This window comes from Bacteroidota bacterium (genome assembly GCA_016718825.1).
Lineage (GTDB): Bacteria > Bacteroidota > Bacteroidia > J057 > JADKCL01 > JADKCL01.
On sequence record JADKCL010000028.1, the window covers coordinates 22630 to 36303 of the forward strand.

Annotated in this window: 13 protein-coding genes and 1 tRNA gene; 6 read left to right on the forward strand and 8 right to left on the reverse strand. The window is 50.5% G+C overall.

What is annotated here, in order from left to right; all coding sequences use genetic code 11:
• Positions 1-25: 25 nt before the first annotated feature.
• From IPN95_22880 to IPN95_22895, 4 genes are all read right to left on the reverse strand, one after another.
• A complete protein-coding gene (locus IPN95_22880; protein MBK9452212.1) occupies positions 26-394 on the reverse strand; it encodes a cytochrome c in 369 nt (122 codons plus the stop codon).
• Positions 395-467: 73 nt separating this feature from the next.
• On the reverse strand, positions 468-971 hold the full coding sequence (locus tag IPN95_22885; protein ID MBK9452213.1) for a hypothetical protein: 504 nt from the start codon (positions 969-971) through the stop codon (positions 468-470).
• A gap of 53 nt (positions 972-1024) precedes the next feature.
• A complete protein-coding gene (locus tag IPN95_22890; protein ID MBK9452214.1) occupies positions 1025-1447 on the reverse strand; it encodes an SRPBCC family protein in 423 nt (140 codons plus the stop codon).
• A 1394-nt stretch (positions 1448-2841) separates the two neighbouring features.
• Positions 2842-3546 carry a hypothetical protein gene (locus tag IPN95_22895; GenBank protein ID MBK9452215.1) on the reverse strand — a complete coding sequence of 235 codons (705 nt, stop codon included), beginning with the start codon at positions 3544-3546 and terminating at the stop codon, positions 2842-2844.
• A 250-nt stretch (positions 3547-3796) separates the two neighbouring features.
• Between IPN95_22895 and IPN95_22900 the strand changes: the two genes are divergently transcribed.
• The 3 genes from IPN95_22900 to IPN95_22910 all read left to right on the forward strand — a co-directional run bounded on the left by IPN95_22900 (position 3797) and on the right by IPN95_22910 (position 5910).
• The gene (locus tag IPN95_22900) at positions 3797-4000 is read left to right on the forward strand and encodes a hypothetical protein (protein MBK9452216.1); all 204 of its coding nucleotides are present in this window, start codon (positions 3797-3799) and stop codon (positions 3998-4000) included.
• 16 nt (positions 4001-4016) lie between these two features.
• Complete coding sequence (locus tag IPN95_22905) at positions 4017-4883, forward strand: mechanosensitive ion channel (protein ID MBK9452217.1); 867 nt, start codon at positions 4017-4019, stop codon at positions 4881-4883.
• A 169-nt stretch (positions 4884-5052) separates the two neighbouring features.
• Positions 5053-5910, forward strand: coding sequence for a DUF1571 domain-containing protein (locus tag IPN95_22910; protein MBK9452218.1), 858 nt, complete (start codon positions 5053-5055; stop codon positions 5908-5910).
• Here the strand turns inward: IPN95_22910 and IPN95_22915 are convergent.
• Positions 5898-6665, reverse strand: coding sequence for a DUF1361 domain-containing protein (locus tag IPN95_22915; protein MBK9452219.1), 768 nt, complete (start codon positions 6663-6665; stop codon positions 5898-5900). The genes IPN95_22910 and IPN95_22915 overlap by 13 nt on opposite strands.
• 57 nt (positions 6666-6722) lie before the next feature.
• On the opposite strand from IPN95_22915, the gene IPN95_22920 reads away from it, so the two are divergent.
• The 3 genes from IPN95_22920 to IPN95_22930 all read left to right on the forward strand — a co-directional run bounded on the left by IPN95_22920 (position 6723) and on the right by IPN95_22930 (position 11562).
• Positions 6723-6794 (forward strand) — tRNA-Arg (locus IPN95_22920).
• Between the two features lie 413 nt (positions 6795-7207).
• The gene (locus tag IPN95_22925; protein MBK9452220.1) at positions 7208-10804 is read left to right on the forward strand and encodes a histidine kinase; all 3597 of its coding nucleotides are present in this window, start codon (positions 7208-7210) and stop codon (positions 10802-10804) included.
• Between the two features lie 11 nt (positions 10805-10815).
• A complete protein-coding gene (locus tag IPN95_22930; GenBank protein ID MBK9452221.1) occupies positions 10816-11562 on the forward strand; it encodes a response regulator transcription factor in 747 nt (248 codons plus the stop codon).
• 90 nt (positions 11563-11652) lie between these two features.
• On the opposite strand, the gene IPN95_22935 is transcribed toward IPN95_22930, so the two are convergent.
• From IPN95_22935 to IPN95_22945, 3 genes are all read right to left on the reverse strand, one after another.
• On the reverse strand, positions 11653-12147 hold the full coding sequence (locus tag IPN95_22935; GenBank protein MBK9452222.1) for a hypothetical protein: 495 nt from the start codon (positions 12145-12147) through the stop codon (positions 11653-11655).
• 209 nt (positions 12148-12356) lie between these two features.
• Positions 12357-12749 carry a T9SS type A sorting domain-containing protein gene (locus IPN95_22940; protein MBK9452223.1) on the reverse strand — a complete coding sequence of 131 codons (393 nt, stop codon included), beginning with the start codon at positions 12747-12749 and terminating at the stop codon, positions 12357-12359.
• A 152-nt stretch (positions 12750-12901) separates the two neighbouring features.
• Entirely contained in the window at positions 12902-13672 is a 771-nt protein-coding gene (locus IPN95_22945; protein MBK9452224.1) for an ABC transporter permease, read from the reverse strand.
• Between the last annotated feature and the right edge of the window lie 2 nt (positions 13673-13674).

Here is a 13674-nt window from a genome sequence, read left to right on the forward strand (position 1 = left end):
GTTTGCCGTTCGAATGGAAACTTCCTCAGTGCGACTTCTTCCAATCCTCCTTCACGTGGTTGTTGAGCAGGTAAACGAATACCTTCTTGATTTCGAGGTCGGTGAGGGTTTCTTTGGTGAGGCTCGGCCGGTGTTCATGCGGCTTGAGGCGAATGAGATAACTTTCGAGCTGCAAGGGCAGAAACCGTGGTTCGACCTTTTTTCCGTCGACTTCCTTGGTATGGCAGGTGGCGCAGCGCGTTTGGTAAATGCTGTGCCCTTCCTTGTACTGAGCCAGAAAATCCTTGCGGTCCTTGACCTCATGCTTTTCGGGTATGCGGTATTCGGCCTCTTTGGGGAAGGAGCAGGCAGCAAGGAGCAGGCAGAGGAAGAAGGGGAGGGCCAAACGCTTCATGGGCTGAATATCGCAAGCAATTCGGTGGACGCCAAATTGGGAGTGAAAGTTGTCAATGCCCGCTTTCAGCGTCTTATTCTAATTCTGGAAAGCCTGTCGAAAAATTCGTTTTGCTTCCCCATGTCATCAGTTGCTTCTTGACACCTTCCATGGTTTCATTTTTGCCAATTTCTTCTCCCACCGCATTCAGCACGTGTCTTACGCTCCAAGGTATATCTCCAATTACCGCTGCTCCAGCATAGTAAACATGGTAATAAATGCTCCCTTGACCAGGATGGTCGATACTCCAACGCACGAAAAGCTCGTCAATTACCGCATATTCTGAGCATACATTGTTGTAATTCAGTGCTGTGGGATTCTTAAGCCAGTTTCGAATTGCATTGAGGAATCTGCCATAGTCGAGGTGATCCTCCGTAAGACAAGCCGCCAAATAAGCAACCAGCACACGAATGGGCTTTGGTTGTACCATGATGTATTCAGCCCAAGGCTCAAAGTCAAGAATCTCAGCGATACTGGTTGCCGACATCGCGTTTGGGTCGCCGTTCCTGGCCAGAAAATCCAACTTATTGAATTCCATCTTCTGCGTCCAAATACGAATTTAACAAATGATGCCTGAGCTGAAAACTCCGGTTATTTCCCTTCGACGTAGCGCTTGAAGTTGTCCAGAATCATCTGCCAGCCAGTTTGCTGCAATTCCAAGGAATTTTCCGTTTCGGCATCAAACGTCTCGGTCACGACCGTGTGGTCGCCGTCTTGCACGAATGTGATACGCACCCGACGGGCATCTTCCAAGCTGTATTCGATCTCGGCATGGGCTTCGACAACGTCATAAATCCCGTTGAAATCAAATCCGAAGCTGCCGTCCTTGGCTTCCATGCGGTAGCTGAACGATCCGCCGACGCGGAGGTCGTTGCTTGCAGCCGGTGTATGCCAGTCGTCGCTTGCATTGTTCCACTGTTGCACATCCGCCGGATTGGTCCAGCAATGCCAGACAGTTTCAATCGGACGGTTCACGGTTGTTTGAACGGTGATGGATGCTTTTTCTTGTTGCATTTTCGAAATTAAAATTTATGGGGGGCGGGGGCCCCGGAAACCCCCCCGGGGGGGGGCGAAAGAGGGCCGGGGGGTAAGTCTTTGGGCATGTCTTATCGGGGTGTGGCGTGTTTCGGGGGGCGTTTGATGTTTGCCTTGCAGTCCAAACGCTTTAAAGGAATTCAAACGTGGGTGATGTGGGGGATTCAAAGGCAAACTGGGGGGGGGACCCCCCCCCAAGGGGGGGGGGGGGAATCTCCCCAGTTGGTGGGGTTTTTTTTCCCCCCCAGGGATTTTTGCCCTGTGTTGGGGGTGGGGGGGGAGGGGGTGTAATTTTCCTTTTCCCCTTTGCCAACTTTCCCCCCCCCCGGGGGGGGGGGAGAGGAAGGGGGGGGGGGGAATTCAAACTTTGATCGCGCGGGCCATCGGCTTCCCGGGGCCCAGTCGAAGGGGGTTTGGGGGCCGGGGGAGGAAATTGGGCCGGGCCCCCGGGGGGTAATAGCCCCCCCCGGGGGGGGAGGTAAAGTCAGGGGGGGGGGTTTCCTCGGCCCCCCCCGGGGTTTGGGAGGGGGGGGGGGGGGGGGGGTGTTTTTTTCTCCGGCCGGGGGCTCCTCGCGGAAGGGGGGGGGGTTCCATAACAATAGCACGGGGGGGGTTTTGGTCTCCCGCTGTTTGGGGGGGGGGGTGGTTCGGTTTTTTTTTCCCGGGGGGCCTTGGGGGAAGAAAAAACTCCCTTGGGTCGGCTGGTGGATTTCCCCCCGATATCGGGGTGGTTTTTGGTCTTTTTTCTTCCCCCGCGGGGGGGGGGGGGGCCTTATTAACTTTGTCTTGGGGGGGGGCCCGTCGGGGATCGGGGGGATTCCGGGGTTGGAGTAGGCCATTTACCGTATTTCCCTTTCCTTTTTCCGAAAGGGGAAAAAGGGGGGGGGGGGTTGTGGGGGGTTGGAAGGGGGGGGGGGGGGCGTTGTTCCCCTCTTCCCCCCTTCTGAGGGGGAAAAGGGGTGGGGGGGGGGGGGCCGGTGGGATCCTCCGGGTTGGGCAGGATGGGTAGCCCTCGGTTGGGGGGGGGGGGGTCGGGGGCCAATCAAGAAGGGGGGGGGGGGAGGGGAGCCCAGAGGCGGGGTTTCCCCTCCCTCCCCTCGGGGGAAAGGGGCGCCCCCCCGCGCCCTTTCCCTTTGTGTCCTTCGTGGAAGGGCGGTCGGGGGGCGGGGGCCGTCGGGCGTCGGGCTTTGTTTTTTTTTCGTGTTTATTTGTGATATAGGGAAAAAAATAACCCTTTATTTGGCCCCACCCCCCCCTTTCCCTCAATTTGGGATTAAAGTTTGATTCCGGAAAAAAGGGAAATGAAGGCCTGGGGGGTGCGGGGGGGGGGGGCAAGTCGGGGGGCAGGGAAATCGTAAAATTGATGTGGACGCTTACTTCATATCCTTCCCTGGCAAATAACCACGCTGCAACAACAGACCGTGGATCGTATCTTTCATGTCCCAAAATTGTTGGGAACCGCTGACCTTCAGCGTAAAAACCAAGTCGGTAAATTCCCTTTCGAAGGTCATCTTGTAAAACAGGTTGGCAAATGTGATCGTCGGAAATTGCTTTTGGAATTCCCGCACGACGTCGATCAGTCCGCCATCGACCTTGGGTTTGTGCGGAATGCAATAGTAAGCCTTGCAGGTCGCGGGTTCTTGATTGGCTTCGGATAGGTATTCGGGAAATCGGCTGTTCAGGACTTCGAAGATCTTCCGTTCCAAGGCAGGGGCCCAAAACCGTGAACCATGAAGCTTTTTGCAGGCCGCGTACAGGGAATAGGCCTCGTCATGCCGACCGGCAAACTGATAAATCAGGTGCAGATCGCGGTAGATTTCGAGCAGCATGCCTTTTGCCGGGACCGAATTCGTCAGGACTTCAAACGATCGTTGCACAAACTGCTCTACATTTCCACGCAGGAGTTCTTCGCGCAGGGACAGAATCTGCTCCTCGGTCTTCCTTTCATCTTGACCATGCTTCAATTTCAAGGACTGCGGCGGAATGACGGGCAATTCCAGGGTCTTGCTCCGCGTTTCCGAACCCACGTATTGGCCCTCCGAGTTGGTGTCTTGCTGTTGAAGATGATTGTTTTCCATGCAATGTTTTGCCGTCCTTGAGCTTGTCGCAGCCATTGCCGCCGACGCAAGCATCAGAATCCTTTTCCACTGCGATTTTACACATTTTGCCCCCGAATTTCAAATCCGGCTTGCAAGTTCGCTGAGCGCTGCGAAGCAGATTGCCTTTGGATGCACGTTATGGAGTGGCCGGAAGTCACGTTGAACGGGAACTGTCACGGACTCCCCAAGGTTGGCAGAAAATTCGTTGATTTGCATTCTCAAAGCTGAATTGGAAATGAAGTTCAAGACAAATATCAAATGTGGCGGCTGCATCGCGGCGGTGACACCTGTTTTGGATGCTGCTGTCGGCAACGGCAATTGGCAGGTTGATCTCAGCGATCCGCTGAAGGTGCTCACCTTGCCCGAAAATGCATCGTTGGAGGAAATCAAGTCCAAGTTGACCGCCATCGGTTATCAAATGGAGACCTTGTAGTCCAAGTGTTTGCAGCATGAAAAAGTGGCTCGTCATCCTGGTAAAGGTGCTGATTCTCGCAGTGGCGATGTACGTGCGCTACCTTTCGGAATATGTGCCCAAGACGTTGACCGAACGCAATGTGGTGTACACCTCCCTGCGTTTGGTCATGGTGCTCATCGTGTTGAATCTCGTGTACGAGGTGATGAAAAGCATCTACCGGAGCCGCAACCGCATCAAAGGCTTGGTTCACGATGGATTTTTGCAAGGGCTCCGCAATTTGTTCATCCTCTTCTCCGGCCTCGTCGTGAGTGCCACCCTGTTCGGATTCTTCGGGATTGACTTCAAGACGCTGTTCACGACCTTGAGCATCGTCGCTGCAGCGATTGCCATCGTCACCAAGGAGTTCATCAACGACATGATTGTCGGCATCTTTTTGGGCTTCTCCAAAGACTTCGAAATTGGGGACTACGTCAAAATTGACGATGAGAAGGGTAAAATCGTGGAAATTGGCCTCACCAAAATCAAGTTGCTCAACGACGACGATGACCTCATGATCATCCCCAACAACAAGGTTTACGCCAGCGAAGTCACCAATTACACCAAACGCGACATTCGCATCTTAAGCATTGATTTCCAGATCGCGATCGCCAAAATCACGAGCATCGATGCCCTGGAAAGCGACTTGATCCATTCCTTGGATTCATTTGCAGAATACATCCACGAGGACTCCTTCTTGCTCAAGATTGTGGAAGTGAAGAAGGAGCATCTGGACCTCAAGTTCCAATACCGTTTGAAGAACCTCGACCGGGAAATGCAGCGGCAGATTCGACGGAAGACTGTGCGCCAAGTGTTGAGCTACGTGACACAAAAGCCTTCCTTGGACAAGGTGGAGAAGGCCTGACGTACCTTGGTTTTGTCTTGGAGATTCATCGTGCAGATGGCTGCTTGTGAGGCGCAAGGATTCGTTTTGTTCGTGAAAAACAGGCAATTCGAAGTCCAATTCGCCTTTTTTAACGAAAACATACAACAAATTCACAAATCAGCTGTTCCTTTGTCATCTAAATCTCGGTATGCGAATTCGTAGAATTTCTTTGTTGTTGCTGTTGTTGACGGCATCCCATTTCAGCCTTCAAGCCCAAAATCCTGCACGTGCGATCATGGACAAAATGATTGCGAGCATGGACAACATTCTCACGGTCAGTGCCCGTGTCAAGCGACTTGAGCGTTTGGCCGATGGCGAAGTGGTGACCGGCGAAATGGAGTTCAAAGCCATGTTTGAGCCGCGCCTCAAAGCATACGTACGCATCAAAAGTCCGCGCGAAGGAACTGAAGTTCTCTATGTCGATGGATGGAACGACAACAATGCCCTCGTCAACACGAACGGATTTCCATGGATCAACGTGAGCTTGGATCCTGAGGGAAGCACCATGATGGACAAGCAGCACCACAGCCTGCGCTGCATTGGTTTCCGGTTCACGGAGGGCGTTGTCAAGCACGTGTACAAACGCCATACCACTGATTTTGATGATCATGTCATCTACATGGGGCAGCAAAAATGGTACAACCGCACGACGCATGTCGTGAAGATCATCTATGATGACTATGGCTCATCCAAATACACCGTCCAAGGCACCGAAAACCTCTCCCAAATCGAAAGGAAAATTTTTGTTCCTGCTGCCAAAATCCTGGAAATGAACCCTGGAATGGACGATTATTGGGACTTGAAGCCTGGACAGGTAATCAACGTGCCAACGGTGTACGGCAAGGAATCCATCTTCATGATTGACACGGAAACCTATCTTCCGATCGTCCAAATCATCAACGACGAAAAGGGATTGTTTGAGAAATACGAATACCACGACGTCAAGGTCAATCCCAAGTTTGGCGCCAACGAATTTTCCAAGGACTTTCCCGACTACGGATTCTGAGCCTTTACAGAGCTGAGTCCTGAACGCAGGGCGAGGTAACCTGCAAACAGGAATCCTGACAGCACGATGGTCATTACCACTGCTTCTTTGTGTGCAAACGGGTGGATGAAGGGTTGCAGGCAATCCATTGCCAATCGCATGGGGTGTCTCAAAATATCCCAGCTGTTCCAACGCAACACGCGTCCGAGATAGATGCCATAGGCTGCGCCAATCGACGACAAAAGCATGATCGCCCAAGCGTAGGCAGGACGCACATGGTCTGCGAGCAAGTGATGCATCTGCTTCATGGAAAAGAATCCGAGCAGGAGGCCGTTGAAGGCAAAGCTTGTCATGAGCAGGATGTCGTACCAATAGGGCACGTGCGGACGTGGGCGCAGGTGCACAAGGTCGGTGATGATATAGGGTGCATTCGGAAGGAAAAGCAGCCAAGGAATGAAGAGGATGGCCCCGACGAGCAATTTGTTGCGTTTCAGCGTCAGCCCTTCGGCAAGGGTTGAAAAAAACACCGGCATCCAAGCCAAAAAGAGATTCCACCCCAGAAAGGAGAAGGCACCTTTGCCCGTCCATACGTAGCGTAGGGCCACAAGACTGATGCAATAAGCGGTGAACATGGCCAAAACACCGAGTTGATGGGAGGTTTGACGGCTAAGGGGAATGCCCAACGGGCGTTTGAAAATGTGCAACATCAGGGAACCGGATTTGAGGTACGGCTGCTGTACGTTGAATGTACCGCCCAGGTTGCAGCGAATTTTCAAAGAAAGTTCGGCGAATGATTGGAGAAAATTGCTACCTTTGCACTCCAAATTTGTTCTGGCGCGATAGTACAATGGATAGTACATGAGTTTCCGGAGCCCAGGATGAAGGTTCGATTCCTTCTCGCGCTACTTCAAAACGGATGCCAATGGTGTCCGTTTTTTTATGGGTTACCAGCAACACATTTCCCAAATGCTCAACAAAACGACTGTCCAATCAAGATTTTTCCAAGGGCAATCATCTTCGTGGTGCGTAGCCTGAATGGGAACCTAGCTTTGCGCCTGTTGGTGGGATGATTCTCATGAAGCGAGGTAAAAAAGTTCGTACATCTGGGTTTTTGTGGCATTGGTCAGATGTGCTTCTCCTTGCTGTGATTATCTTCATTGCGGCATTGCTGATGCTTTAAGCTGTCGATTGGGATAGGTAGTCATCGAAATCCATCAACTGGAAAAGTGAAATTTGGATATCTTGATTACCTTTAATACCTGTGAATAAGGCAAAATCCAGAATACTGAACTTTTCCTTTTGGACCTGTATCTTCTGGATGGGTTACATCAGTGCCTATTGTCAAACAGGCAAATTGCCGGAACGCAAGTTTTACTTCAACCATGTGGGCGTCGCCCAAGGGTTGCCCAATGGCTTTGTCAACGCAGTATTTCGTGATCACCTTGGAATGCTCTGGATCGGCACCTACAATGGATTGGCATGTTTTGATGGTGCCCATTTCAAATTCTGGAAAGTAGATATTAAAAACCCGAAATCAATTGAAAATTCTGTGGTACAGGGTATTACAGAGGATGCCAATGGCAATATCTGGTGCAGCACGGAAAAGGGGGTGAGCAGGTTTGACCATAAAGAATTCTTCAATTACCATCTCTTTGACCAAGAGACGGGGGAAATGTCTGTCATCTACAATTGGGCGGTTCAGCGCACACCGGCTGACGAAATCGTAGCCTGCGGCACAGGAGGCCTTTTTTTCTATGACGCAAAGGCTGACAGTTTTGTTCAAGCGATTCCCAAAGGTCCCGATGGCAACCGCTTGTTCAGAGGAGTTCACAAGAATAGCATGGCGATCGACAGTGTGCGCAATGGGATATGGCTTGGTACAGATCGCGGAGTCGCCTACTTTGATCTCAAGACGCGGCAGTATGTAGGAGCTTTGCACAATCCCAAAAATTGGAAAGCGCTGTCAGGGAATGTTGCTCACCCGGTGGTTTTGGACCGACAAGGACGGCTTTTTTACCATGACGAATTCCTTGAGGCGTTTGTCACGTGGAACCCGGAAACGAATGACAGTACCGCACGTTCCACGGCAAAATGGACGGACCGCAAACAAACATTTGCGACCTCCTATATCGACCCGCTAGGCAATATTTGGATCAGTAGTTGGCATCCGAACGCCTATTTTTGGGAGGCAGCAACAGGCAAGGTCTATCAGTTTGCGCACAATTCAGGTGATCAATACACCATTGCTTCCAATTTTTTCTGGGACGTTCACCGCGATGCAGATGGTACCATGTATTTTGGGACCGCCAACGGATTGAGTATCGTCAATCCGCAAAGCACCTTTTTCTCCATCCTTGAATTGCCTGATAGCATCGACCATCGCAGCAACTATGGGACGCCGCTGCTCCTCAACGTGGACTTGCAAGATAGGCTATGGCTTGCGCCCTCCTATGATTTCCTGCTGAGTTATGATTTGAAATCAGAGAAATTTCGGCGATTTGACCTCTTTGGTGTACCAAACCCTCGAGATCCGGATCGCAAGCGCGTTGCGAGCATGACGCCTACGAAAGACACCTTGTATTTTGGTACAACTGACGGTATCTATACCCTTGACCTCCAAACAGATCGTTTTGCAAAACTGCCTTTCCTTCCGCCTTCATTGGGCTTGGAAGGCCATTTTATCCTGGAGATCATGCTCAATCGTCACCACGAAATTTGGGCAGATGTCTCGCAAAAAGGTCTTCTCCGTTACAATATCAAGACGCATGCAGCCCAAATTTATCCGCATGACCCCAACGATTCGACTTCTTTCTCAAATCGTGGTGCGTATCAGATTTACGAAGATGAGAAGGGGGAGATGTGGTTCAATTGTGCGGATGAAGGCATCGTCCGATTTGATCGCGCTCATGATCGATTTGAATACCTGCCAAAATCCGTACAGACGAAGATCGGTTCTTGCAAAACATTTTACATCAATCGGCACGGTAATCCATGGATCCTCAACACTTTCAATGAGCTTTTTCATTACGACATCCAATCGAAAAAACTGACCCGGGACTTCCCAACCGTTGAGTTAGATCACTTGAGTTATGGCGACATGTTATTTGACAAGGATCAAAGGCTTTGGCTTACCATCCATAACGACTTTGCAATCGTGGATGGGAAAAAAGGCACAGTCACCAAATTCAGCATCAACCATAGCCCGGATGATTCACGTTGGGCTCATTCTCTTTATTCCCTACGCGATGGACGCATCCTCTCCGAAAGCCGGAATGCACTCATCTTTTTTGACCCGGATGTGCGGAAACAGTCCGTTTTGATTGATCCTGTGCTGATCAGTCATTTTTCAGCAATCGACACAACGATTACCTTTTTGGATGATCTTGAGACGATTCACCTGGGATATTGGCAAAACTATTTTTCGCTGGATTTTGGCAGCATTGGGTTGTTGAAAAGTGGCGAACGGCAATGGCAATATCGACTTGAAGGGTTTGATCCGATCTGGATCGACTGTGGTGAACGTCGCACTGCCTATTATACCAATGTTCCTTCCGGCGAATATACATTTCAAGTGCGCGTCAAGGACGGTACGGGGCAATGGCATCCGTCTAACCATCCTATCAAAATCAACATTGGCCGCATTTTTTACCGCACGTTTTGGTTCAAATCATTGCTGATCCTTTTCATCATCGCCATCGTGCTTTGGTGGATGAATACTTGGACTCAAAGAGCCAGAAACCGTGAGTACGAGCGTGCAATCAGCTATTTTGCCAACTCGATGCATGGCAGCAACCAAGTCCAAGACATTCTGCGAGACATCACCGACAATGTGATCACACGAACCAATCTGGTGGACTGTGTGATCTACCTTGTCGATGAATCGGGCCAAGCGTTGATCAAAGTCGCGGCTTATGGCGAAAACAATGCGGAAGAGCACGATGAGATCAATCCACTGTCTATTCAGATCGGCAGCGGCATCGTGGGCAAGGTTGCGGCATCTCGGCAGGCCATGGTCATTGCAGATACGCGCAACGAGCCAGAATACATTCCCAGTTTGTTGCAAGGCAGGTCAGAGATTGCAGTTCCGATCGTACACGATGGTCGTGTTTTGGGGGTAATCGATGCCGAACATCCGCGGCGGAATTTTTTCAAAAAAGCTCATTTGGACCTCCTCACGACCATTGCAAGCATCTCATCGAGCAAGATTGCCAATGCGCAAAAGGCAACGGAGATCGAGGAAAATGAACGCCGACTCAAGGAACTTCAGTCCATGGTTTCCGAAACCAGGCAATTGGCATTGCGGGCGCAAATGAATCCGCATTTCATTTTCAATTGCCTCAATTCGATCAACAGTTTCATCCTCGACAACGACCAGGAGACGGCAAGCCGTTATCTCATCAAGTTTGCCAAGCTCATTCGTTTGATCCTGGAAAATTCGAATTCGAAGCTGATCCCGCTCCAAAGCGAGCTCGACGCCTTGAAACTCTACATTGAAATGGAGGCCCTGCGGTTTGAACCCAAGTTCAGTTGGCAAATCGATGTCGACGAAGAGGTCGCGGCGCATCACGTGATGGTGCCCCCCTTGATCTTGCAGCCTTTTGTCGAAAATGCCATCTGGCACGGCCTCCTCCACAAGAGTGGGCCGGGCAATTTGACCGTCGCCGTCACGCAGCCGGAAAATACCTTGACCTGCACCATTACCGACAACGGGGTAGGGCGGGAAGCCTCCCGCCAAAACAAGGCTGCAAGCCTCAATCAGAAGCAAAGTCTTGGGCTCAAGCTCACACAAGAGCGGCTCGCGCTCATGCACGAGCAGGAACAGAAAAAATTCAAGGTCGAGATTTTTGACCTGCACGACAAGGAAGGGAACGCTTTAGGTACCCAGGTTGTGATAGAAATGGAACTCAACGATTAATCACGCACGCTATGATTACCTGCATTATCATCGACGACGAAACGAAATGCGTTCATACGCTGGAACTTATCATTCAACGCCATTGCCCTGAATTGCAGTTGCTTGCCAGTTGCGACAGTGCCGAATCCGGACTCGAAGCGATACGGACTCACCGTCCGCAGGTGGTGTTTCTTGACATCGAAATGCCCAAAATGAATGGCTTTGACATGCTCGACAAGGTGGGCAAAATTGATTTCCATGTGGTGTTTACCACGGCCTACAGTCAGTTTGCCATCAAGGCCTTTCAATACAGTGCCCTTAACTACCTTTTGAAACCGATCGATCCTGACGATTTGATCGATACCGTCAGCCGCATTCAAAACCTTCAGCGTCCACCACAACAGGAACAGATTGACATTTTGCTCGAAACACTTCGCCGACCTGAACCCAAGATGCAGCGCATTGCCTTGAGCACGCACGACGGACTGATTTTTGTGCAAACGACCGACATCATGTATTGCCAAAGCGAAAACAACTACACTTGGGTTTACCTGACCAAGGGCGGAAAACACCTCCTGGCAAAAACACTGAAGGAATTCGAAGAAACTTTGCCCGCGCTGGATTTTTATAGAATTCACAACAGCTATCTGGTGAATCTCAATGAAATTCAGCGTTTTGTGCGTGAGGATGGTGGTTATGTCATCATGAACAATGGCACCCAAATCACGATCGCGCGCGCAAGGCGGGAACAATTTTTCTCGTTGTTTGACAAGTTTTGAAGCCGATCGAGGGTTGTAAGTGAGCAGTTCAAACGCAAAGAAGGGGCTTCCCGTTTGAGGAGGCCCCTTCTTTGTATTCAAAATCAGTGATTAACGCTTGTTCAACTGCATCAAGACCTTGAAGATGGCGTCGCCATTGTCATCGGAATCGGTGCTGCGCATCAATTGCAGGGTAACGCCGGTGCTTTCGTAGAAGTAAATGTCACTGTCGACACGAGCCTTGAAACCCGCAGCGGTGTTAAGGCAACCGTCGAGCTGGGTTTTGATCGTCTTGAGGAAGGCATCGGCATCCGCTTCGTCAGAGATCAAGGTATAGAATTGAATCTTGCTTTTGCCTTCTGTGAATGTAGGAAGGATCAAGGCATGGTCAAAACCTTCGAGGCTTGCCGTGGCATTGAAGACGTCTTCGCCTTCCATCTCGGTTTCTTCATCATTGAGTTCGCCTTTGACCTCACCGAAATTAGTCGCGGCCATCTTGGTCGTCGATTTAACCGTGGTACAGAAGTCGGGTGCTTGTGCAGTAGCAGTTTGCGCAGAGAAAAGGATGCCTGTGGCGATAAAAAGGCCGAATACGAATTTTTTCATGTGATGTTGTTTAAACAAAGGATTGAACGATCGCTGCTCGGTTGTGAACAGCCGCGCAAAGGTAGGCCATGGCGGGTTCAATCCCAAAACGAAAAAAATGCCGGGAGAATTTGATGCAATGGCTCAAGGGTTTGCTTTGGTGCCGATGCCCCAAAAAACAAGCGGCACCCTTGTTAAAAGGATGCCGCTTACTTTTTACAGCGAAAGTATTAGTGACGAACGATCACTTTGCTGGTCAACGTGGCGCCATTGGCACTTGTGAGCTTCACGAAATACGTTCCGTTGTCCAAAACGCTCGCATCGATGGTGGTTTCGTGGGTGCGTGCTTTTGTGACATAGCCTTGGACGCCGTCCACAACACGACCGGTCATGTCATATACCTGCATCGAGACCATTCCTTCGGTTTCAAAGAAGAAATGAACCGTCACCAAGTCCTGTGCAATGGTTGGATAAACCTTGATCTGATTGCCGACGTTGTCGCCTTTGCCCGGATCAAGCTCGATGTCCTTCATTTTTCCGGCGCCAAAAGAGAACAAATTGACGCAAAGCAGCATCAGCACCATGGAAGCCACAAACAGATTTTTAGTAAATTTTTGAATCATACGATGTTTCATTAAGCGTTGAAGATCAAAATAATGAAATGAAGTTAGCGGGATTCGGATGCATTTCCAAATCTCCTGTTCAAAATCATGATTCGATGGGTATTGAAGTTTTCAACACCGTTTTTCAACAGCGGGAGGGATGTTCCACTATGTTATGCCCGCATTTTACTCAAAGCCCGCATCGCAAGCCAAAGCATCAAGGCGGTAAAGGCAACCATGATGACAAATCCCTTCCACACCATCGGATCCTCCGGATGTGCCTCAAACAGCGCCCGCGAACCTTCCACCACATAATAAAAGGGATTGAAGCTTGCCGCTGTTTGCAGCCATTGCGGTGCTTGGTCGTTGATCGGAATGAGAATCCCCGAAAGCAATGTCACAGGCAAATAAAAGGTGTTCGTAATCGACGCCAAGGCGCCTTCGTCCTGTATCGTCAACGAGATTGCATAAGATGCGGCCGACATGCACATGCCGATCATCAGCACCATTACCATTGTCAAAGCCAATCCGCCAAGGGAGACGTCCAAACCGAAGAAAAAGGCGACCGTGATCAACAGCACACATTGCAAAATCAATGTGACCAACTGATTGCCGACCAAACTCAAGATGATACTCAGACGCGAGGCGGGCGTGACCAACCACCGTGCGATGATACCCGTACGGATTTCATCGATGAAGCTGAATCCGGCAAACAATCCCCCCATGCCCATGATGATGAGCATCCCCGGCGTGAAGCTGCGCACAGTTTCCACCATCGTTTGGGATTGGCCATTTTCGCCGGGCATGTTTTTGAGGAGCGGCATGTACAGCAGCAGGTACAAAACCGGCTGCAACATCCCGATAAACAACCACATGGGTTCCCGAAGGGTCTTTTTCAAGTGCCGCATAAACAGCAACCACGTGTCTTTGAAGAAGTTGGTCATGG

What these genes read in the sequence shown, in the direction of transcription:
- IPN95_22880 (MBK9452212.1), bottom strand. Translation starts at nt 394, where the DNA reads ATGAAGCGTTTGGCCCTCCCCTTCTTCCTCTGCCTGCTCCTTGCTGCC.
- IPN95_22885 (MBK9452213.1), bottom strand. Translation starts at nt 971, where the DNA reads ATGGAATTCAATAAGTTGGATTTTCTGGCCAGGAACGGCGACCCAAAC.
- IPN95_22890 (MBK9452214.1), bottom strand. Translation starts at nt 1,447, where the DNA reads ATGCAACAAGAAAAAGCATCCATCACCGTTCAAACAACCGTGAACCGT.
- IPN95_22895 (MBK9452215.1), bottom strand. Translation starts at nt 3,546, where the DNA reads ATGGAAAACAATCATCTTCAACAGCAAGACACCAACTCGGAGGGCCAA.
- IPN95_22905 (MBK9452217.1), top strand. Translation starts at nt 4,017, where the DNA reads ATGAAAAAGTGGCTCGTCATCCTGGTAAAGGTGCTGATTCTCGCAGTG.
- IPN95_22910 (MBK9452218.1), top strand. Translation starts at nt 5,053, where the DNA reads ATGCGAATTCGTAGAATTTCTTTGTTGTTGCTGTTGTTGACGGCATCC.
- IPN95_22925 (MBK9452220.1), top strand. Translation starts at nt 7,208, where the DNA reads ATGGGTTACATCAGTGCCTATTGTCAAACAGGCAAATTGCCGGAACGC.
- IPN95_22930 (MBK9452221.1), top strand. Translation starts at nt 10,816, where the DNA reads ATGATTACCTGCATTATCATCGACGACGAAACGAAATGCGTTCATACG.
- IPN95_22935 (MBK9452222.1), bottom strand. Translation starts at nt 12,147, where the DNA reads ATGAAAAAATTCGTATTCGGCCTTTTTATCGCCACAGGCATCCTTTTC.
- IPN95_22940 (MBK9452223.1), bottom strand. Translation starts at nt 12,749, where the DNA reads ATGATTCAAAAATTTACTAAAAATCTGTTTGTGGCTTCCATGGTGCTG.
- IPN95_22945 (MBK9452224.1), bottom strand. Translation starts at nt 13,672, where the DNA reads ATGACCAACTTCTTCAAAGACACGTGGTTGCTGTTTATGCGGCACTTG.